This window comes from bacterium (assembly GCA_040754625.1).
In the GTDB taxonomy this organism is placed as follows: domain Bacteria; phylum JACRDZ01; class JAQUKH01; order JAQUKH01; family JAQUKH01; genus JAQUKH01.
This window is the reverse complement of the sequence record JBFMCF010000083.1, coordinates 1-24729: the sequence shown is the minus strand read 5'-3', so window position 1 is coordinate 24729 and position 24729 is coordinate 1. Positions and strand designations below refer to the sequence as shown.

Annotated in this window: 11 protein-coding genes; 8 read left to right on the top strand and 3 right to left on the bottom strand. The window is 39.8% G+C overall.

What is annotated here, in order from left to right:
- Positions 1-9 precede the first annotated feature (9 nt).
- The 3 genes from AB1498_07320 to AB1498_07310 form a co-directional block, all read right to left on the bottom strand.
- Complete coding sequence (locus AB1498_07320; GenBank protein MEW6088099.1) at positions 10-2955, bottom strand: hypothetical protein; 2946 nt, start codon at positions 2953-2955, stop codon at positions 10-12.
- Between the two features lie 72 nt (positions 2956-3027).
- Positions 3028-6972, bottom strand: a complete 3945-nt coding sequence (locus tag AB1498_07315; protein MEW6088098.1) for a cytochrome c3 family protein — start codon at positions 6970-6972, stop codon at positions 3028-3030.
- Positions 6973-6994: 22 nt separating this feature from the next.
- Positions 6995-8005, bottom strand: a complete 1011-nt coding sequence (locus AB1498_07310; GenBank protein ID MEW6088097.1) for a 6-bladed beta-propeller — start codon at positions 8003-8005, stop codon at positions 6995-6997.
- A 269-nt stretch (positions 8006-8274) separates the two neighbouring features.
- Between AB1498_07310 and AB1498_07305 the strand changes: the two genes are divergently transcribed.
- The 8 genes from AB1498_07305 to AB1498_07270 all read left to right on the top strand — a co-directional run.
- Positions 8275-16761: a cytochrome c3 family protein gene (locus tag AB1498_07305; protein ID MEW6088096.1), complete on the top strand. Its 8487-nt coding sequence runs from the start codon at positions 8275-8277 to the stop codon at positions 16759-16761.
- Between the two features lie 62 nt (positions 16762-16823).
- Complete coding sequence (locus AB1498_07300) at positions 16824-17726, top strand: glycosyltransferase (protein MEW6088095.1); 903 nt, start codon at positions 16824-16826, stop codon at positions 17724-17726.
- Positions 17727-17731: 5 nt separating this feature from the next.
- A complete protein-coding gene (locus AB1498_07295; GenBank protein ID MEW6088094.1) occupies positions 17732-18817 on the top strand; it encodes a radical SAM protein in 1086 nt (361 codons plus the stop codon).
- 56 nt (positions 18818-18873) lie between these two features.
- A complete protein-coding gene (locus tag AB1498_07290; GenBank protein MEW6088093.1) occupies positions 18874-19632 on the top strand; it encodes a hypothetical protein in 759 nt (252 codons plus the stop codon).
- A gap of 83 nt (positions 19633-19715) precedes the next feature.
- Positions 19716-20540 (top strand): methyltransferase domain-containing protein, encoded by an 825-nt coding sequence (locus tag AB1498_07285; protein ID MEW6088092.1) that lies wholly within the window; start codon positions 19716-19718, stop codon positions 20538-20540.
- 142 nt (positions 20541-20682) lie between these two features.
- Complete coding sequence (locus AB1498_07280; GenBank protein ID MEW6088091.1) at positions 20683-21783, top strand: DUF362 domain-containing protein; 1101 nt, start codon at positions 20683-20685, stop codon at positions 21781-21783.
- A gap of 4 nt (positions 21784-21787) precedes the next feature.
- Complete coding sequence (locus AB1498_07275; GenBank protein MEW6088090.1) at positions 21788-23308, top strand: radical SAM protein; 1521 nt, start codon at positions 21788-21790, stop codon at positions 23306-23308.
- 6 nt (positions 23309-23314) lie between these two features.
- Positions 23315-24729, top strand: a 1415-nt coding sequence (locus tag AB1498_07270; GenBank protein ID MEW6088089.1) for a radical SAM protein, incomplete at its 3' end; no start/stop codon positions are given.

Genomic DNA, 24729 nt, shown 5'->3' with positions numbered 1-24729 from the left:
AAAAAAAAGCTATTCTAAAATATCCGGAGATTTACTATGGCAATTTACACATTCGTAAACAGCCCTGTCGTTAAATTTTCTCAAATGCAAATAATTCGAGCCGTGCTGGCGGTGACAAGTAATACAGCTCATTATAAAATTTTTCTGCGCTATTAAAGTCCTCGATGTATCAGAAACCGCAAGAAAAGAATCAAAATTAGGCCGGCCGCCGGGATAGTCATTTGTATCATAATCCAGAATCAAACTATCAAAAAAACTTATAAAAGCGGTATCAAGCCCAAGCTGCGCTCTTTCAGACGCCGCAGGATAAAGATTTAATAAGCTTACACCGGGACCCACCGGGTGCCGGGTATATACGGAATCAACCTTTATATTACCGGCAAACCTGTCATGGCATAAACCGCAGAATTCATGCATGCCGCTTACATATTTTGCTTTAGTTCCTGCTGACGTATATAAAACTTCGGCAATCCCGTAAATAGATTTGCTCTGGTTATCCGTGTTCCCGATGGCAGTCATCACATTTAACTGGGCGTAGTTATCATTCCCGTGCGGGGTATGACAGCCTGAGTATTTCGTCCCTGAACTGCATCTTAAATCGGTGGCTACACTGTAACCGCTGCCCGGGACAACCCTGCCCTTAATATCTACAGGATGAGTACTTTTGTTTTTGTAGAGAATATTAATCTGGGTTGTAGTAAAATAAACATCCGCGGTGTCTTCCCTGCTTCCGGCCGAGTCAAAGAAAATCTGCGGCGGCGGCGGCTGGGTAGCAGAAGTTTCCACGAGCGCCGGCCAATTGGAATTTCCATGGCACCTTTCACACAGCTTTTCCTGTAACTTCTCATGAAGCAAATGTTCATTTTGCTGGCTGGAAAATTTCTTTCCCGTCCCGACATCCTGGTAGACATCTATCGTATCTATCGCGTGCGAACCGGAAGTGTCCCATTCAACCACAACCTTTTGATATTTCACAGCGGCCGCTAATTCACTGGGTGACGGTAACTGATCATAAGCTATATACATTCCATAGTGCAGGGGCCTTATTACGTTACTGGAATCTATCGGGATGTCCGCGCTGTCGGGTTCCGAATGCTGCCCGTGCATGCTGTGGCATTTATCACACATCCCGAAACCGCCGCCGTCAAATCCGCCATGGTCATTATCAACTCCTATAATACGATAATGGCAGTTAATACAAAGTTCCGGCATGGACCGGAGGCTGTCAAACTGGCCCGCGGTAATACCCTGTCCTGAACTCAGCGCCAGGTTTTTTAATACCGTATTCTGATTGGAATTATGATTTTTATAATTATTTCCTATCCCTAGTTTTACACTATCAAGATTAGCTGTAATGTCTATACCCGCGTCCCCGCGGAGCAGGCCCTGCATCTGCGGGGCAAAAGCTGAATCTCCGGACTTCGGGTGGTCATTATGACAGGTCAGGCATTCAATCCTGTTATTAAACAACGGGACTTCCATAGTATCGGCATATAAATGGTAATACTCATTAATGCTAAGTGAATCTCCGACAGGCTTAGTAAACAAATCTATATCAATTCCGACAGGATGGCTTTTTCTTGTCATAGCTCCATATGCTTCAAAATGGTCCTTATGGCAGCCGGCGCAAAACATTGTAGGCGTGTGGGGATCTCTGTGGCATCCTGAATAAACACCATATTTATCACTTTCATCAACATAACCATAACATGTCTTTGCGTAAGTCTGGGAATGGTAATTTTGTAAATCAGGATCACCCGCCACCCGGGCGGTATCTTCTTTTGGCAGCATTGACGTTGCCACAGTCTCTCCATATTTAGTAAAAGCGCCTGACGGGTAATAACGGTTGGAAACACCTGTATTATGGCAGGCGAGACATAAATCTCTCGCAAAAAAATCTTCACCTTTTCCTATCGCTAAACCTTCTTTGATCAGTTTTCTGTTTGATGACGAAGAGTGACTGTCATGGCAATCGATACACGGGAGCCTGTCTCCCACGTTCAGGCCTGTTTTAGTACTTTCAGCCTGGATTACATGGCCGCCGTCCGACTCGGTCCATTTAGTCTTGTTCCCGTCTGAATTATTATAACTGACACCCCCGCCAATAAATCCAGGGGGCCTTACCCTGTTCTCGGTTGAGTCGTCAACACTAAGAGTAGTATTCATCGGATCGAGCGGGAAACCGTTGCTGTCATGGCAGGTTATACAAAAATATATTGTCTGCGTTTGCGATAACTTGTCGTCATTTGTAGTTTCTGTCGCCCGGTAAAAATCAGCCAGTTCCCTGCCGGCCCTTGCATTTTTTGGATCAAAAACACCGCCGCTTGCAGTTTGATAATGATTGATTTTACCGAATTTCAGGAAACCTTTAAATGTGGAATCAGAGGTATCAAACGGGTTTTCCCAGAACCATGAAGTTGAATCAACTCCGACTGCAACTGTATCATCTACGGGGTCAGGGTCATAATGGCGCACTCCTGAGCTGTCAAGACCGCTGAATTTTAACCTGAAAATACTGACATAAGTGGAATGGACTCCCCTGTCCACCTGGAGCGGATCATGACAACTCGTGCAATACATAACCTTTTTCCCGTCATTCAACAATTTGTCTTTCTCCATTCCCTTGACCGGGACAGGATGCGCGGAAGGCAGTTTCGCGGACGCGGTTTCAAGGTCTCCAAAATTACTTCTCTTGTCCCTGTGGCAGATATCACATGACCATCTGTCATAGTTAAAATCTTCAGTGCTGTCCACTATTCTGATTACATCACTTCTTATGGCCCATGTGCCGGTTTTTGCCTTTGATTTTCTTATGCTGTGACAGCCGGCGCAATTTTTACTCTGAGTTGTGTCATACGCATATCCGAATACATATTTTATACAGCTGAAATTGTAAATACCGATTGCTGCCAAAAATATTATTATAGGTATAAACAACTTTTTGTTATCTCTCATTTTCCCCTCATCCAACCAGATATACCTAAAACATTATTGGGAAGTTTCATAAAAAATTATTCATGCCCGTGCTTATTGATACTTGTGGCACCTCGTGCATAATTCATTGCTGTTCGGATCAGTCGTATCATCATTAAATTTATATCTTATCATTCCATGATTTTTTGTCCCATGCGGGTCATGACATGTAAAACACACAAAACGCCTCCCGGCATCTGATTTTGCCGGCAAATTATTCTTGTAATTGGTATCATATCCCCACTGGGATTCATCAGGCCAGTTATTGCCGTCTCCCGGCACCCTGTTAAAAGAAGAATGCATCCAGGAAGTGGAAGTATCCTGATTTTTATCCGCTGAATTATCCATCCCCGGTTCATTGGTCCCTCCCGTGTCATATATATCAATGTCTTTTCTGCTGTCCGTCCCATAATCATATATCCCGCTGTCCCAGGGGCCGTCACTCGTTTTTCGGACATATGTATAGGCATGGGACCAATCTCTTTCACCTGTTCTTATTCCTATCTGGTGGCATGCCGCCGCGCACCATCTGTCAACAGTCTTCGGCTCATCTGCTGGATTATAACTCGTATCATAAATATGCGGGGTATTATAATTAAACCCAGCCGGGTGCTTAACATCAGTTTTTAAAAGAGATATATTGGTGGTGTTCCCATGCGGGTCATGACATGCAAATTCATCTATCCTGGCGCAGGACATGCCGTATGATCCGCGCCTGGCCATCGGCAGCCGGTCAGTTTCATAATCGGCGCCAATATTCAGGGTGGAATCCACACCATGCCCGGTTGAATTATAGTATTTTTCTTTGTTCCAGCTGTGGAAACGGGTAGTATCATCCGGGGATGATGTATCTCCTTCACCCCAATAGACTTTTTTTGAAAATTTTATCCCCCTTGGAAGTTTTCCCCATAATGTATCAAGGGAACTGTCTAAATAAATCATACCGCTGTCTGAATTAACCTCACTGCCTGAATCATGACAGACAAGGCAGAATTTATTATAAACTTTGTATTCCCTTGTGCTGTCCGTTACCGCGGTATCATATATAAATTCAGAAGGCTTGAAAGGATACATCAGGTTTGTTACCACACTGTCATGTGTAGTATCTTTCCTGACTGTATGCGGGTTATGACAGTTAATGCATTCGATTATCAGATAATCAGTGTTGCCAAGCGTAGTGTCCTGTTCATTCCTGTGAACACGATGACGGCTGCCTCCATTTGAAGTATCAAAGTATTCGCTTATATTCTTGACCGTAGTATCACCCTTATCATACCAGTCTTTCGCATTATAAACCTTGCCGGCATAATAAGGGGTTGACCACACGGTTTCCCCGAATACATTCCATGTTGAATCAAAAGTATGGCATTTAAAACAAAGGATTTCATCTCCAAGGTTTACCGCGGTTCCATATCTCTCTCCGAAAACGCGCGATCCTCTCGTCCCTGCGCGCGTAAAACTTGAAAATCCCGGTGTATCGAATACATTAGTGTCCCAGCCGTAACCGCCGTGAGGCTCATGACAATAAATACAAAGACCCCGCCTGTAAGTAGTGTCTCCTTTCGGGGGTTTCCAGTAATAACTTTCAGGATGCCCGTTTGAAGGCGCGTAAGGCCCAATCCTGGTGGTATCAGACCATATTATAAAGTTAGGCTGCGTTGTATCGCCGTGTATTGATGATTCATACATTGTTGAAGAATAAAAACCATTATCATATACAAAAAAATGACAGCGGTAACAAAACTTATTATCATTTCCTGTCGTAGCATACGCCAGGGCCCCCGGGGCTCCGGTTGTGGCATATACATCCGGCGGCCGGTTTGCCGCCGTATCAAGTATTTTGGGTATCATGGAACCATGATAGAGATGGCAGCTCCGGCATTTCACCCGTTGTTCATCAACAACACCGGGCAGCCTCGAATCGCCCATTCTATGATTACTTACCTGGGTTAAACTCTGTCCGTGTCCCCCGATCCCGGTAGTCCCGAGTATCCCGCCAGAATCGTACAGGGCGCTTTCGTAAAAAAACGCGGCTGCCTTGGGCCCTCTGAAATAATAAGTAGACCCTAAATTTTTCGGCTCAACAGTGGTATCATGGCGAATCGCAGTCCCGTAAAGTATCTCAAACGGGGTCCTGTCATGACATGGGTCACATATTCCAACCGTATTATAACCCTCGTTATATATATTATAAACCGTATTATAATAACTTGTGGTCCCAAACCGTGTAGGAAAACGATACAATACTGTTTCCGCATTTGAATAGTCCGCTATCGAGGGATTTTTAAAACCTCTTGCATCCGTTGAATTAAATACAAACGGGTTCCATTCAAAAGTTGATGTTGTATTTCCATATTTATTAAATACATCAGAACTTGAATCGAACCTGCTGGTATGGGTATGATATCTTACGGTGTCACAAAGCGTATAGGGGTCACTTTTTCCCATCCATCTGGATTTAGTGGTATTATATGTTACCCACTGGTGGTCCCTGTGGCAAATTTCACAAGAGTTTCTTTCCGTAATAACAGACGCTGTTATAAAAGGATGGGCTGAGGAATCCGAAGCGCTGGATATCTTAAAAATATTGCCGACTGCTTCATGGCAGGAAATACAGGAAAGAATTGTATAAAGGCTGTCCAGGTTGATAATACTCGCTGTCGCATAAGGATTCCCTATTTCTCCTACTGCGACCGTAGGCCACAAAACCTCAGTGGTGTTATCGACTACCCCGCCGAGAACGGGATCATGGCATGCAACTATACATCTGATATCTTTTGTTTCGCCCGTCCCTGTAACTTTACAGGTATCAGTGTCTCTAATTTTCGTTCCGCCCGGGAAACCGATTGCCGCGGTAACATAAGTAGTCCCGTCAATATAAATATAATCCGTATTAAATACCACGTTTACTATACCATTATTATGAGTTGTATCGGTTGGACTGGGATGGCACATCATACAGGCATATTCTTCACCTTTGACATGGGTGTCATGAGCCCCAATTCCTCTTATTGTAAAAGCTGTATAAGTGGTATTATTATAATAATCCTGCGGATAATGGTCGTCTTTTTTAACACTTGGCCCGCTCGGGCCGTGACATTGGTCGCAATTGGCAGGCGGCCAGTCCCATGCATGACATCCCGTACATTTCGATATTGAACCTAATCTATGGTCTCCCATTGAGGGAGGAGGAAGAGGAGGGGTTAACCCGTCTATTACTGTTCCTGACGGCCTCCCGGATGTCCCATGGCAGGCTATGCACACCGATCTCGTCCTGCCAAATACACTCGCAGAATAATAAGTCGTAGAAAGCGGTTCATAATCTCCGACAATATTCAAGATGTAATTATCAGCCGCGGACTCATAAGTTTCCTGCGCTCCCTGTCTGTCTCTGTAATTTCCGGCAAGGTATTCAGCGTGCGGGTCATGGCAGGACGTACAGGACAGACGAGGCAATACCGATACACTATCATTGTTCGTAGTATCAGGATCAGCATAAACCGCGATTGATTCGAAATCGGGATATCCCAGGCTCTCATATCCCATAACGGCATCTCCATCCCTTGTAATTGTACTGCTGCGGTATAAATGCCCCGGGCCGTAACGTCTTATTATCGGACTTTCATACGCACCTGTAGAATCTTTATAAGCTATACCGTGTCTGCCATGCGCCCGGCCTAAAATGTGGGCTTGATATTTTCCCAGATAAAAAGTACCCGTACTATCCTGGTCAGCATCGAGCTCTGTCTGCCAATGGCAATATGTGCATAAGTTCTGAATAGTTGTTTTGCCTGTTGTATCTGTTAAACCCACCGGCCATAACCTGTCCCCCACCGCCTTGTGAGGCACATGGCATGCCGCGCATACACCGGCTAATTCTGTTCCGGTATATGTGGACTCATTAGTATGCGGGCCTTTTGCAAATATTTTTTCTCCAAATATAAAAAATAAACTTAAAACAACAAAAAACGTTAAATAAAATATGCTTTTTTTAAACATGATTTTTCCCAGGTTTTAATCGCTATTTATCTTTTCTCCATTCCCAAACCAAAATATTTCCTTTTTCAGTATTAGAAATGTGTATTTTATTCTTCTGGTCAATAAAAATACCCAGTGGGAAAGCTAAATTTTTTTCTCCCGATTTATCGCCCTGGCCGAATCTAAAAAGAAACTTACCTTCATTGTTAAAAACCGAACAATACCCCATCCCCCGGTCCAACACAAAAATATTGCCGTCACTGTCAACATCTAAATCAGTAATATCCAGCATTTCACCCGGACTAGAACCGCGGCTTCCCAAAGAAAAAAGTAATTTTCTTTCCTTTTTAGTGAACACATAAACTCTGTTAGTATAATCATCGCCCACATAAATCCTTTTTAGCTTGGAGGTTTTATAACGGTCAATCGCCAATGCCCTTACATAACCATATTGGTCTTTCTCCTTATCCGATTTTACCCACTGTCTTAAAAAATTTCCTTCTTTGTCAAAAATATATATAATTTTGGTGTATGCGGCAACATAGATGGTACCCTCTTCATCAACAACCACACCTCCAAGCGCATAATTCCACTCCGGTTTCGGGCTTACAGGCAGGGAAATCTTTTTAAGAAAATCTCCTATTTTTGTAAATTTCTCTACTGTCTTATAACCTGCGTTACAAAGGTAAATATTCTCATTAAGATCGATATCAATTCCTCTAATCGACGACTGGTTTTCAGAAGGCGGAGGAATCTGGGCATCCTGCAAAATAAAATCTCCTGTTTTCTCTCCCATCGGGTTAAAAATTGTAACAGCGTTTATACCCCGCCCCCCATTTACATAATAGTTACCTTTGGAATCAACAGCCAGGCCCCCTATACGATATCCGATATTAATAACCTGTGTGCATTTTACGGGAAGAGACGGTTCTGCTTTTGCAGTGTCCAGTTTCCGAATAGTTGTATCCAAAACGGTCGTTGTTTCCTGCGAATACGCCAGAGAAGAAAAAATTATCACGCCAGCCAAAACCAAAATTCTATTTAATTCAGCCATGATTATTATACCTCTAAATATATTAATTGGTTTCTCCGAAATTTATAAGAATGGAATGTTTTATTATATCAATGATTATTATAATCGGTCAAGAATATATTTTACATTACTTTTTTATTATTTTTTTATGTCCCTGCTTGAAGGATAATCTTTAAATTACTTTATGGTATAATATATAACAAATGAACCCAGCCCTTCCTGAATGAATAAAAAGGAAGGATTGGGTAAAATCAGTTAGTTTGGACATTAACGAAAAAAGGAAGAGCTGGGTGAAAAAAATTATATTTATTTTATTTTTCTTGTTTACCTGTTCCAATGCATGGGCTGAAAAATCCAAAGAGATAGAAATAGAATGCGCCCTGTGCCATATTGAACGCTTAACAAAAGATAATTCCCTGATCGAAAAGCAGGACATATTATCTTCCGATATGAAAATGTGTTATACATGCCACGACGGTTCAGTAAGCGACTCAAGAAATTCTATTATTGCCAAAGGCCATACAATAATAACAAAACAATCTCCGCAAACTAATATATCGGAAAACCTCCCGCTGACTAAAGACAAAAAAATCTACTGCGGGACATGCCACCGGCCCCATGGAATATCAAAAAAGAAGGTCGAGGAACCCGGTTTTTTCCGGATACCGCTTGAATCTCTTTGCCAGAGCTGTCATGTTAACAAAGCAGGCGAGGTCGCGGTTACCCATCTTTTTAAACAAAAAGATGAAAAGGAAACCGCCTCAAAAACAAAGGGATGTCCCGCCTGCCATATCATCCATAGTGCGCCGGAAACCACAACCATTGTGTCTCAAAAAGGAAAACCAATTTTATGTTTAACCTGTCATCCCGATAAAGACAAGTTAATAAACACTTCTCATAATCTGGTCAATTCCGCGCCCGGTGAAAAAAACATATTGGGAAAAACAGCGGAAGAGTCCGGTATCTGCGGGGCCTGCCATTCGGTACATAACGGGAACAGCTTCATGCTCTGGTCAAAACCGCTGGACCCGGAAAAAGAAAAAACCGCCACACTTTTATGCGCCACATGCCACGCTGACAACAAATGCGCCTCTAAAAAACAAATCGGGGAAATATATCATCCTGTAGATATAAATCTTGTATCTACGCCTCAAACCCAAAAAAGACTGACCTTGTCAAAAAACAATACACTTTCCTGTACCACGTGTCATGACCCTCATTTCGACAAAAAAAATTTTTTGCGCATGGAAAACAAGCAGACCGAGCTGTGTATAGAATGCCATCCTGAAGAAAAGGCGGTAATCGGGACAAAACACGACCTTTCTGCGGTATCCACCGGCGCGGAGAATAAGCCTTCCGGGCAAGTCCAGGAAACAGGTGCGTGCGCGGGCTGCCATCTTGTCCATAATGCCTATGATATAAAGCTCTGGTCAAGAACGATAATCTCGAAGGACGATGTCATTTCAGCTTTGTGTTACAGTTGTCACAATGAAAACGATATTGCAAAAAACAAACTTATCGGCAATTATTATCACCCGATAAATGTCCCCATTTTAACACTTAACTTAACTTCAACTTTACCTTTATATACGAAAGACGGGATAAAACTTGTCAGCGGGAATATCACCTGCGCGACCTGCCATAATGTGCATCAATGGGACCCGTCAAATACCGAAGGCGGCCAGGCAACTGAAGAAGAAGGGACCGGTAAAAACAGTTTTTTAAGAAAAACGGCAAATTTTTCCAGCGAACTTTGTTCCGACTGTCATAAAAAAGAGGGCGTTATTGCAAACTCCAATCACGATATGACCCGGATTGCCCCTTACTCTTTAAATATACAAAATAATAAAATAGAGGCCTCCGGGAACTGCAGCGCGTGCCACCTTATCCACAACGCGTCCGATTCAACAAAATGGGCCAGGGAATTACCTAAAGAAGGCATCCTGCAAAACAATTTATGCCAAAGCTGTCATAATGAAAACGGCATAGCAAAGGAGTCTCTTGTTAAAGAAATTTCTCACCGGATAAATATCCGGGTAAATAATAGTATTCCCATTCGTCTTCCGCTTTATAACTCTGACGGCATTGTTGACAGGAATGGGCTCATTACCTGTTTAACCTGTCATGACCCACACCTGTGGGACCCTGAATATTTCACAAAAACCGAATTGCAAAAATCAACCAGGGAGGACATCAAAAAACTCGAAAAAGAAAAATTTACAGATGAGCAGGTGGACCTCGCCTATATTGGAGAAGTTGCTTTTATCCAGGGAGATTATATTTATATAAACCTTAAAGAAAATTATGATACCGAAATCGGGAGGATATTTGTAATTATTGATGAAGAAAATGTAACAATAACAAAAATAATAGTAGAAAAATATAATCCTTACGCTAAAACTTTTAAAGCATTTGCAAAAATATTATCCCCTGAAACTATAGCAGACATCCATGAAGGTGATTATATTATCGATGTCAACCTATTTTTAAAAGGAAAGATTGTAAAAGGGACAGGAGAAAACAGTTTCCTGAAAATTTCAAACAAAAACTCCTTTTTATGTTTAGACTGCCATCCTAAAGAAAAATCTGTTTTGGGAACAAAACACGACTTATCCATTCAGGCCCCGGCTGAAAAAAACATTCAGGACAATACCGTCCTGGAATCCGGGCCATGCTCCGGGTGCCATCTTGTCCATAATAGTATAAACATTTTTTTATCGGCAAAACCCCCCAGGGGCCCGAACCCGGACCCTGCTTCAGGGATCTGCTTTGCCTGCCATGTAAAAGAGGGGATCGCCCCTAATAAATCTATAGATTATAAATGGCACCATAACAGTAATTATTTTCAATTGGAAAATAAGCCGCAATTAAAAAAGCCCGTATTCCCATTACCGTTTTTTGATACCGGGACGGCTGTTAATTTCGACCTGGGCATAGTGAGTTGCGCGACATGCCATAATGTCCATCAATGGGACTCGTCAAATGCCGAAATAATAAGCCAGGAAGAAGGGGACGGCCAAAATAGTTTTTTAAGAGTAAAAAACCCTGCCAATCAAATCTGTAATGAATGTCATACATCTCCTGTAAAAAAAATCATGACTTTGCTTGCGTTTGAATCAGCACAGGCCTTAATACCAGAATATGTGTCTGAGTGGTATGAAGAAGAAATTCCCCTGACTGTTGAAATTACATCTTTGGCCAATAACCAGATAATAAATAATCCTGAACAAACCATTCAAGGCACAATTTCCGACACTTCATTAACGGTAGCAACATTAATTTTAAACGAAGATTCTCTCCCGGTAGAAGTAAAAGAAGGAAGTTTCTCAAGCATAATAAAATTAAAAGAAGGCAAGAATAATTTAAAAATGACCATAACCGACAAAAAGAGCAGGATTGCGTCATCTCAGCTTTTGAATATAACTTTAGACAGCACCCCGTTAAACATCATTTCTTATGTTTATCCCAGACCCGTAAAATTAAGCAATGAATTTAAAATAAAAGTGGTTTTCAATAAAACCATCGATACTAACTTCCCGCCTGTCATAACCCTGATCGGCAATGGCCGTGTATCGCCTTTGGTGGGAAAAGGCGGTGAAATAAAAAGCACTTCACAAACTAACGACACTTATATAACCCCTGATATTTTACTGGACGAAAACATGGCCGGTGAAATCACTATTGTCGTGAGTGACGCCCGCGATCCCGCAGGGAACATAATAAAAAAAGTGGCTGAAGAAAATTTTATCCTGAAACCCGAAAGAGGGTTTAACCTGGATAAACCGGACAGTATAATTATCGAAGAAGGCAATTTTACATTTTCCCCGCAGATAAATATTAAATTCAATATAACAGAAGCGGAAGAAATGATGATTACAGAAGATGTTACTTTCAAGGCTTCTCAATGGCAGGCCTTTAAACCTGTAAAAACCTTCCCCCTCAGCAGCAGCGAGGGAGAAAAAATTATATATTTTAAGTTTAAAGATTCAGCCGGCAACATTTCCGCTCCTGTAACCAAAATATGTACTTTTATTTTGCCCCAGGGGAAACAAAATTTACCTCAAATAATTGATACCAACCTGGTTTTGACCCGGGAAAACAGCCCGTATTACCTGCGGGGTGAAATTACGGTGGGGCGCGATGTTACGTTAACCATACAACCCGGCGTCCAATTACTTTTTTCTGAATTAAAAAAACGGCAGGTTGCTGATGAAAAAGAAATATCTGTCACGGAAAAACCGGCGTTAATTGTTGAAGGCAAATTAATCGCCAGGGGAGAAAAAGATAAAGAAATAGAATTCGATATTCAATCGGCATCTCCCCAGACAGGGGACTGGAAAGGAATAATTATCAAAGGGGTACAGGAAAATATTTTTGAATTCTGTAAAATCAATTTCGCAGACATCGCTGTAACACTGGATAAATCCAAGGCTGTTTTAACAAATTCTATTTTTTCTAAAAATAATACTGCTGTTTCCGCCGCTAATAACTCATTGTTGAAAATCGAATCATCAAAAATTGAAAATAACAAAAATGAGGGTATCATATTGCTGAACTCCAGCGGGAGCATCATTAAGAATGAAATATTTGAAAATAAAACCGGGATTTTCTGCGATGATGTCTCCTCTCCATCAATTATGAATAACTATATTATGAATAATGAAATCGGGATCAATTGCCAGAGAGGGTCATCCCCCCAAATAGCCAATAATACTATCATGGAAAACACGAATATTGGTCTTAAAATAGCTTTTTTATCTTCTCCTGCCTTAGTCAATAATCTAATAGCCAAAAACAAAAATGAGGGTATTTATCTGGTAGAATCTTCTCCGTTGATTTTTAAAAATCTAATCAGGGACAATAAGACCGGTATTTTATGCGAGAAATTCAGCCGGAAATTTTTAATTCAAAATAACAGTATTTTTAACAATAAAGAATTTAACTTTTATTTAAAAAATTTTAATAACGATTTAGATGTAATGAATAACTGGTGGGGTACTGATAAACCAAACTTTATTGAACTGTATTTCTACGATAAAAATACAGATGAGACACTGGGCCAATTAATATATAAACCCATACTCCCTGCTCCAATTTTGTCCGAATCAGAAGCCGCGCTGGCACTGACAGATACTCAAAAACCAAAAATAGAAAGCGTCTCTATCCCGAAGACAGCAAGAATAAATCCTAAATTTCACATAAAATTTGAATTAAATGAGCCGATAAACCCGTATATTGAGCCAAAACTTTATATCAAAAACTTAAGCGGCGGGAAAAATCCCGTTACATCAAATAATAACTGGGCGTTTTCAGACAACAAGTTTTCAAATAACATACTCACAACTCCTGACATAATCCTTGATACAACCATGTCAGGTGAAAACGAGGTATTTATAGAAAATATCCAGGATTTATCCGGAAATACCATCGGGTTGACAAAAATAGGCTCTTTCGAATTAAAAACAAACGTTGGAATAGAAAATGGAGAAATTACCAAGGAAAAAGAAATAAATATTATTTTAAATAACCCTCAAGCCTCAGAAATTCAAATAAGTGAAAATGCTTCCTTCGAGAATATTGAATGGATAAGATACACTGAACTGCTTCCCTTTACTTTATCCGGGCCCGCGGGCAATAAACAAATTTATGTCCGTTTTAAAGACGGCGAGGGAAATATTTCAGACCCGGAAAAACTTATGATTAATTATGATAACATCGCCCCCGAAATAACTAATTCAATACTTCCCGAAGACATAAAAACATTACGGTCATTCCGCATCAAACTGATTTTTTCCGAAACACTGGACATTAATACAATACCTAAAATAATCCTTGTAATAAATAATAAAGATAAAATACCCGTGCTTGAACAAGGCGGTTATTTCGCAAGTGAAAACGGATTTAACAACATTTACTTCAGTTCAAGCATACCTTTAAAGGATTCTCTCGCCGGAAATATTGATTTTGAGATAGAAAATGTATCGGATTTAGCCGGAAATAAAATGCAAACTGCTTCATTAACAGGTTTTATTTACGATATATTGCCCACGGAAATAAAAAGCGCCCTTATAAAAGAAGGCGTATACACCAATAAAAAAGAAATCCATATTTTAATGAGTGCCATTAAAGCAAGTTCAATGCAAATCAGTGAAAATCCTTCTTTCCTGGAAAGTAAATGGATTAAATATTCCAACAATACTCCTTTTGTTTTATCTTCCGCGTCCGGCCAAAAACAAATCTATATCAGGGTCCGCGATGAAGAAGGAAATATATCAAAAACGGTTACACTGAATACCAACCTGGATTTAACAAAACCCTCGGTTATTTCGTATAACTATCCTAATCCTGTAACTTTAAACAGCGATTTAGTAATCTCAGTTATTTTTGATGAAAGTCTCGACACAACAATAATCCCCGAGGTCATCCTAATCAGCACCGGCACAGAAAATCCCCTTGTCTCCAAGGGAGGTTCTTTTTCAAGAAGCAATACACCAACCTCTCTGGAAAATGATACTTATACTACTCCTCCTGTCAGCTTATCACCCGGTATGGGCGGGGCAATAACTATTGTAGTGAAAAACGCTTCTGACCTCGCGGGGAATATCATGGATATTATTTCAGAAGAAACATTTCAGTTAGACACGTTCCCGCCGATCCTGAATAATTTTTCCGCGGAAAGAGAATATACCAAGGAAAATACGGTCAATTTAATCATAAGCTCGGATGACGCAGAGTTTATTATGCTAAGCACGAATGAAATTCTTGATACTACTGCCGAAGATCTATGGAGAAGTTATATCGACTTTGCTCCTTTCCCTCTTTCTGAAGAACAGGGAAGAAAAAAAATATATCTGAGGCTGCAAGACCAGTTCGGCAATATATCCGAGCCGTTTAAGGTCGAGGTAATAGTTGACAAAACCAGCCCTCAAAATCTCTTTTACAAATTCCAGTATAATCCTGAAAACTCTTCTCTTACACTTTCCTGTGTTTTTAACGAATCAATGGATATAAGCCGTAATCCTCAAATTACGTTCATAGGATTGGGGGAAAATACTCCAAAAATTCCCGCGGGAGGGACTTTTTCCACAAGTATAATACAAAACGACACATACACTACCCCTCCCGTTATCCTGAAGGAAAACATGACAGGAGAAATTATTATTGTTATAAACGAGGCATATGACATGGCTGGCAATAATATATCAACCACGGCAAAGGCTTCCTTTTTTTACAGCCCGATTTTTCCAATTATAACAGCCACAATACCCATGGAAGAAATTTTTACATTTACTCCATGGGTCAATTTATATATCTACGCTTATAATGCAAAATATTTAACGGCCTCAGAAGATCCTGATTTTTCAAATAGTCCATGGGTCCCTTTTTCCGAAAGATTTTCTTTTAATCTTTCGGAACCCCTGGGAGAAAAAACAATATATTTTAAATTTAAAGATGATAACGGGAATATTTCATATGTCAGCAATATTAAAATTGAAAATATTGCCCCGCCAAAAGATTTTATCCAAAATTCAGAAAAAATAGAAATAGTGCCGCAGGACACAACTACAGCACGGGAGATAACTATTAAAACCAAATTTGAAAATTATAACTATCAAAAAGTCAGCGAAAACCCATTTTTTGAAAATGCCAGGTGGGAGGCTAAAAAATCAGAATTTCAATATACGCTCTCACCAGGATACGGCGAAAAAATAATTTATTTCTGGCTGCGGGATGAAGTAGGAAACTATTCCGATATATTCAGCAAGAAAATTTTTCTCAATGTCCCCACACCCTCCAAGGCCTCTATTTTACAAAAAGTATCTGAGGGAATAACAACCACAAAAGAGGCGGTCAGCAGCCTGCCCGAAAAAACCATTGATATCACCCAGAAGGTCATAAACCTGCCCATTGAGGCTGTCAAGAAAGTTACACAGGCTATTATTCCATCTAAAACGGACACCACTGTTATTCAAAAAACACCCGATACTACTAAAACACCGCCTCCAGAGGCTTCGCTTCCTGCGAAGGGTCTGGAAATGGCCGCTGCTTTACCTGAAAAAACCATTGATATCACCCAGAAGGTCATAAACCTGCCCATTGAAGCTGTCAAAAAGGTTACCCAGGCCCTTATTCCTTTAAAAACAGATACTACTGCGTCTGGACCAACTGCAGTTCCGGATAAAAAACAGGATACGGCCGGAGAGCCGTTATATGCGCCTGTTGTTCCTAAACTACCGGAAACATCAAAACAAAAACCTGCTGAAACTGCCGCCGTAAATATAGAACCAATGGAAATAACAGGGACAGCTAAAACAGTCCCTGCAAAAGAATCTAAAACCAGTAAAGAACCGGTTTTGCCTCTAACAGAAAAAACCGCGGGTCTTTTACAAGAAAAGCCAGTGGAAACCACCACAGCCAAAGCGGAAACTTTGAAAATGACTGACACCGGAGTATACAAGGAACCGGTATCCGCTGAAACCAAAAAGGAAGAAATTACCAAATTGGTATATGTCCCCCCTAAAAAAATTAAACAGATATGGACTATTGAAGTGGCATCTGACAAAAACAAAGACTGGGCTTCTAATTTTTCAGATAAAATCAACAAGACAGATTCACGCAATTATGCCTATGTTAAAAAAGTCATTATTAATGGAATGATATGGTATACTATACGTTCAGGGCTTTTTAATGACAAGAAAGACGCCGAAAAACACGGGGAAAAACTAAAACAGCAGTTTGAAGAAATAAAAGAATACAATATAGTTCCGATTAAATGAATGGTCCGACAGTTTCAGGCCATTCATCCTGAGGAGCCAGGCGACGAAGTATCTTTAAATATATGGAAAATAATAAATTGTTAAAATGCAGCATAGGAATAATGGCGTATAATGAAGAAAAAAACATTAAAAAAACCATAGAATCCGCTGCAGGGCAAAAAATCATTTCCGGCTTTATCCTCGAGATTATTGTTATCGCGTCAGGGTGTACCGATAATACCGTAAATATTGTAAAAAATATCCTGCCTGAAATTAAAACACTAAAACTTCTTATACAGGAAAAACGACAGGGAAAGGCTTCCGCGATAAATCTTTTCATTAAAGAAGCCGCTGGAGATATTTTAATCCTTCAAAATGCGGACAATATCCCTGAAGAAAATGCTTTTGAATCTTTAATTAAACCTTTTTTAGACCCAAAAATAGGAATGACCGGCGGGCACCCTGTTCCAATTAATCCTAGAAATAAATTCATGGGGTATGTTGCGCACCTTCAATGGCAAATACATCATAATCTCAATAAAGAATCTGTTAAACTGGGTGAATTAATAGCCTTCCGCAATGTAGTCAAAAAAATCCCGGACAATACGGCTGTTGATGAAATATCTCTGGAAGCCGAGATAAAAAAACAGGGATTTAATCTTGCTTACGCGCCCGGGGCCCTAGTTATAAACAAAGGGCCTGAAACCGTTAAAGATTTTTTAAAACAAAGACGAAGAATATTTGCCGGACATTTGCAGGTAAAAAAATCGCTCAGTTATGAAGCATCTTCCATGAACCCCTGGCGGGCGGTCAGTTTAACCTTCAGGGAATTTAATAACGACCGGAAACATATGTTCTGGATTCTGGGGGCGGTTTTTCTTGAAATGCTCGGGAGACTGCTGGGGGTATATGATTTTTATATAAAAAAGAAAAATCCCGTTGTCTGGGACATGATAGAATCTACCAAGGAATTAAACAGCAATTAAACAATATGCCTTTATTAAACAAAATACCTGTTTATAAATCTTTCCGTCAATTTAACCGGCCGCGGCTTTTGCCGTTAAATTATACTATCAGCCTAACATACCGCTGCAATTCGAGATGTAAAACCTGTAACATATGGCAAAAAAAATCAGATGAATTGACCCTGGAAGAATATAAAAAAATATTCGCTGGCTTTGGGACATCTCCTTACTGGATAACTATAAGCGGAGGAGAACCATTCTTAAAAAAGGACATTGCTGAAATAATCCAATGCCTGTATAAAACCTGCCATCCTAAAATAATAAATATTCCGACCAATGGAATTTTAACTGAACTTATCGTTGAAAAAATTAAAATAATTTTATCATCGTGCCCAAAAACCAAGTTTGTCATTAATCTTTCGCTGGATGAAATCGGAGAAAGGCATGATGATATAAGAAATATAAAAGGAAATTTTAATAAAACAATCAACACATTTAACTGTTTAAAAGGACTAAATTATCCGAACTTAACACTCGGGATACATACGGTTGTTTCGAAATTCAATGTCCAGAGGCTCCCTGAAATAGCGGCGGAACTTCTTAAATTAAATCCTGACAGCTACATTACTGAAATTGCGGAAAAAAGGATAGAGCTTGATACGATTAATTCGGACATAACACCGTCCGCCGAAGAATACGCGGCCGCCATAGACAATCTAATCGGCATTCTAAAAAAATATCCGGCTTCCGGGCTCGGCAAGGTCACGCAAAAACTCAGGTTCAGCTACTATAATCTTGTAAAAAGAATATTAAAGGAAAATCGTCAGATACTCCCCTGTTTCGCGGGTTTTGCCTCATGTCATATAGCGCCTGACGGAGACGTATGGATGTGCTGTATCAAGGCCGAACCGATAGGCAACCTGCGGGAAACAAATTATGATTTTAAAAAAATATGGTTTTCAGAAAAAGCATATAAGGTAAGGGATTATATTAAGAAAGGTGAATGTTTCTGCCCGCTCGCAAGCGCGAGTTACACAAATATGTTATTTAATATAAAAACCATCAGCAGAATCGCCTTAAGCTCTTTTTTTAAACTCTTGTCCCGGGAATAAATTGCCTTTAAAAACTATTTGCAAATATATGTTTTTAGGATTATAATATGTAAATTATGAAAAACGACATAGAAAATTTTTTGTGTTCGCTTATTGAGGAAGAAGGCATCGGGTCTATTTATGAAAGGTTCATGCTAAAGGCTTTTTTTGAGAAGCTGGGGACCAGATATCCTTTTAAAAACGTATTGGAATACGGGTGCAAAATAACAAAAGGCTACGATAATCTAAGCTTCATGAATGACAAAACCGTAACGGTCGCGGATGCGAATATAGACTTGGTGAAAGAAAGATGGAAATTTCCTTCCCGCCCTGAATTTTCCGGTTTAGATATAGCACAAAAATACGATTTAGTCTGGAATTTCGCCCTCATCCAGCAGCACCCTCAGATGCTTTCGAAAATGAAGGATTTAAGCCGGAAATTTATCATGATATTTACGCCTAATATTTATAACTGCGGGACACCTTTCCACTGGAGCTACCACTTTATTACAAGGACACCCTGTAACCATGCCGAGCAGGGGAGCAAAACCCTTCGGACCCTGAACGGACTGAAAAAACTTTTGCTGCAGAACGGCTTAAAAATTGTTGAATACGGTTATATTGATATGCCACCAATCCCCGATATCGGGTTTTCCCGCGCAGAACTGCGCAGATACCTCGGATGGGAAAAGAAGGAAAAAGAAATTAAGGATAAACCTTCTGCCGAAGCCATACTCGGGCAGATAAATAAAATGATGATATTTGAAAAAATGAACCTTTCTCTTTGCCTGCAAAGCATTGTTGCTCATCATAACTATATAATTGCCGAAATATAACAAACCCCACACCAAAAATTTTAGTGCGGGGGAGGCAAAACCGGGGGGCATTCTCAATAAGGTGTGGGGTAAAAAGGAACAATATGGATAAAAATATTATAAGAAAATACGATGACGGCCTGGGAGCTTTTTATGGACGGCTTGCTCCCATTCTCCTGCTCGAAAAACTTGCCGGAAAACATGACCTGAAAAGTTTGCTGGAATTAAACGCGGTCTATATTGCCCACACACCGGGATTTACCTCAAACCTTCTTACACAGGACAATTTTAAAGCCGGGGTGCTGGTCAACAGCCAAGATTACGAAGAAACCGTTTCCGCCTGGAAAGAAGCAGGCTTATATGATAAGGCTTCCATAGTAAAAGGCGATGATGATACCCATACCTCCTTTAAGGATAATGAGTATGATATAGTCTGGAACCATTCTGTTTTTGAAAAACATCATAATCCTGAATCACTGGTAAAAGAAATGAAAAGAATCAGCCGCAGATTTGTCGTTAATTTCACCTCCAATTATAATAACCTGGGCGTCAAAATGCACCACCGGCATCACAGACTTGAAAAGAAGGAATGGGACCACGGAGAGATATCGCAAAGCCGTATTAAAGCATTAACCGAAACCTACAAAAAATGCGGCCTTAAAATAATTGAAACCGGCGGGGCGGATGTCCCGCCGTGGCTTTGCACGCTCGACCTTGAGATAGGCGGGGGGAGGACATACGTCCGCAATATCATCGAAGGCGAAGAAAAAAAAGAGAAAGGATGGGTCTGGTCAACTGTCGACCCGTCCGCCAGAAACAATAAATACATAAAAGCCTTTTTAAACTGGGAATCTACTTTCCCGCGGTGGTTTAAGGTTTTGATGGCACATCATGTTTATTGTATCGGCGAAAAGGAGTCCGGAACATGAAAACCGTTTTTAATTTTTTTAAAAATATATTTATCATTCCTGTCTGGATTGGACTGACCTTTTTAACGACTCTTGTATTATATTATATGATTTTTCAAAACAAGAAGAGAAAAAATTCCTGACAAAATTTTTGTAAACTATCATGGAAACAGTTGTTATAAACCCGGCAGATAATCTTTATGCGGCTATTGCCGACTGCATAGAAAAAGTCGGTTTTTCTCCAAAACACCGGGAAATAATCATTAAACCAAACCTTGTTGCCTCCCTTCCTTCAGGCTCCGGTTTCATTACCGATGTCCGGCTAATACGGGCTTTAATAAAAGTTTTAAATGATAAATTTCAGCCCGAAAAAATCTATATAGCTGAAAGTTCAAATATCTCAACTGACACTAAAAAATCTTTTCATTCTTCCGGATATATTTCACTTGAAAAAGAATTTAAAAACGTCAAGCTTATTGATCTAAAGGATGAACTTTATCATGCGACGTCTTTTAATATTCAAAGCCCCGACATTCTGGATAACAAAACACTGATTAATGTGCCGGTGCTTAAAGGGCATCCCCAGGTAACGATAACCTGCGCCGTTAAAAATTTAAAAGGGCTGTGCCGTGATGAAGACAAAAGGAACATTCATAAATGGGGTTTAAATGAACATTTGCCCCTCCTTATGAATTTTAAGCCGGAATTAGTTTTAGTCGATGCAACTGTTGTCAGGGAAACTTTTGTACGTTTTTTTCCGCGGAAATTCAACTTTAACCGTATAATTTGCGGGAAAGATCCTGTTGCCGTAGACTGCATTGCCTGCCAATTAGTAGGTATTGACATTAAGGATGTGCCATACCTTAAAGCTCTTGTTAAACCGGAAGAGAAAATAAATATCATAAACTTCCCTGGACAATTGGCAAAATGGAATCCCTTATCCCTGAAAGTTAAGCTTGGTAAAATAACTGTTTTTATAGGCAGCGGCTGCACAAGCTGTATAGATGCCTGTTTTGAAGCTATTAAACCCGGTTTTACAAAACGCGAATCCAGTTTCTGGGACAACATTAAGACGGTTTTTTTCTGCCTCAGCCGTAAAAAACCTATTCTATTGATTATCGGAAAAGACCCCTATCTTGATAAAAAAGACAAGGCAAAAAGAATATACTGCGGACAGTGTGCAATTAAAAATATTTCGTCTGAAGGCGAAAAAATACCAGGGTGTCCCGTCGAGGGAGAAAAAATACGCGAAAAAATGGTTTAAATAAATGAATAGAAAAATAAATAAAATTTTACTTATTTCTCCACCTTATACTTTGATGAAAGGCCGTATTAACAGGGCTGTTCCTCCACTGGGGCTGGCTTATATCGGAGCTGTTCTTGAAAAAAATAATTACCATGTCAAAATTGTCGATGCGGCCCTGGAAGGTTTCGGCACACAGGAAAAAATCAACGAAAACCATTACCGCCATGGATTAACGCCTTTTCAATTAAAACAGCAAATTCAGGAATTTAATCCGGATATAGTCGGGGTCAGCTGTCTTTTTTCCCCGCAATTTCATAATCTGCAGATGGTATGCAAATCAGCAAAAGAAGTAAGTCCGAATATTCTTACTATGATAGGCGGTGAACATCCGTCGGTTTTTTCAAAAGAAATACTGGGAAATAACCAAACTGTTGATTTTGTCGTCATAGGAGAAGGTGAACAAACAGTTTTGGAACTGATAAAATGTATTGAATCAGGCAAGGACTATTCTTCAATCGACGGGCTCTCTTTTCGTTCAAATAACGAGGTTATAGTTAATCCAAAAACCCGGTTTATCACTGACCTCGATGCTGTTCCCCTGCCTGCGCGACATCTTTTAAACATGGATAAATATTTTGATATAAACCTGCCGCAGGCAACCACTCCGTTAAAAAAACCGAATACATCCATGATTACATCCCGCGGATGCAGCGGGCATTGCATCTTTTGTGCTACCACCAAACACTGGGGAAACCGGTACCGGGCACGTTCTCCGGAGAACGTGTTACAGGAAATTAAATTTCTTACAGATACTTATAAAATTAAAGAATTGCATTTTTTGGATGACAATTTGACTTTAAACAAAAAAAGAGCGCTGGAAATATTCCGGAAACTAAAAGATATGAATTTGGATTTAAAATGGTGCACTCCCCAGGGAGTGGCCACCTGGACACTTGATGAAGAACTCTTGACCGCAATGAAAGAATGCGGATGTTATGAGCTCACCCTTGCTATAGAAAGCGGCGATGAAAATGTGTTAAAAAACATAATTCGTAAACCGGGAAACATTGAACATACTAAAAAAGTAGTAAAAATCATGAAAAAACTTAATATTTCCACCAGCGCCTTTTTTGTCAGCGGTTTCCCGGGGGAAACAAAAGAACAGATTGAAAAAACTTTTCGTCTCGCTGACGAACTTGAGCTTGATCATGCAATGTTTCTGATTGCCACTCCTCTTCCCGGTACTGAATTATACGATATTTGTAAAGAAAAAAATTATCTGGACAGCAATTACAATTATAATAACATTGAATATGCTGCCTGCTATATCAATACCAAAGATTTTAGCTCTTCAGAAATTGATAAAATGGTTTCCCGCAAATATGTCACATATCATTTTAATATTTTATTCCGTAATCCAAAGGTTTTTTTTAAACGATACGTCTGGTTTTTTTTAAAAAATCCTGTTTTTATGACGGGATTTTTAAAATACATTTTTTTTATGATTAGAGGTAAAATATTCAGCAGGGAAGTCAAGGTGTAAATTCAGATGGCAGATTTTGTCTTTATCAATCCTCCATATAGTTATACAGATATAATAAAAACTAAAAGTAAAAAAAGGAACAAAGGTTTTTATGTTAATTATCCTCACCTTGGGTTGGCATATTTAGCTGCGTCTTTGGAAAAAAACGGATTTTCGGCCAGAATCATCGAAGCGTCAGCTTCTCTTTTGAGCGAGGATGAAATAATAAAAAACATAAAAGAAAATTTACCTTCCCTGATAGGAATTACAGTAACAACCTTGACGCTTAGGTCAGTTTATTCATTAATACAAAAAATAAAAATAAATTTTCCTGAAATACCTGTTATCCTTGGCGGTGCCCATATTTCTGTCCAGCCTGATTTCATACAAAAATTTAATTCGGATTTTGGTTTTGTCGGAGAGGCTGAATATGGCCTGGTTCAGCTTTGCAGGCATCTTCTCCGCGAAAAACAGGACCTTGATAAAATAAAAGGACTAATCTATCAAAAAAGCGGGGATTTAATTGTAAACGAAAGGGACTCGGTTCCAAACCTTGACGAGATTCCTTTTCCTGCAAGGCACCTGCTGCCCAACGACCGGTACTTCAGCCCGGTTATTAACGGGCGTATCACATCAATGGTAACGTCCCGGGGTTGTCCTTTTAACTGTCTGTATTGTTCACGGCCGGCTGTGGGAAAAAACTGCCGTTTCCGCAGCCCCGAAAATATACTAAACGAAATTATTGAAGTAAAAAATAAATTCAATGTTAAATACATAAACTTTGAAGACGATACCTTCACGCTCAGGAAAGAAAATGTAAAAAAAATATGCGAATTAATTATAAAAAACGGCATCAAAATCAAATGGGGATGCCAGACAAGGGCCAACCTGGTTGACGAAAAACTCTTAAAATTGATGCACGAATCAGGATGTATAAAAATTTCTTTCGGTGTTGAGGCCGGTTCGGAAAAAATCCGTAATGTCTTAAATAAAAATATTTCTGATGAAGATTTCAGACAGGCATTTAAATGGTGCCGGAAAATAGGAATAGAAACCAACTCATTTTTTATGTTCGGCCATCCCACTGAAAATGTTAATGACTTGAAGAAAACGATAAGTTTCGCACGTGAACTGGCTTCCACGTATGCAGCTTTTAATATTACATATATACTGCCCGGTTCACCTTTATTTGACTACGCGCAGAAAGAGGGATTGGTATCAAATAATTCATGGGAGGATTATATGCACGGACGAACGCCGCTTCCTGTTTATATTCCATCCGGCCTTTCCAAGGAAACCCTGGAGAATTTCCAAAAGAAGGCATTTACACAATTTTATTTATATCCGAAATATATTTTCCGTAGAATTTTTGACATAAATACCTATTTAAACCTGCCCAATAAAATAAAAACTGCTTTTGTAATATTAAAAGACGTTATTCT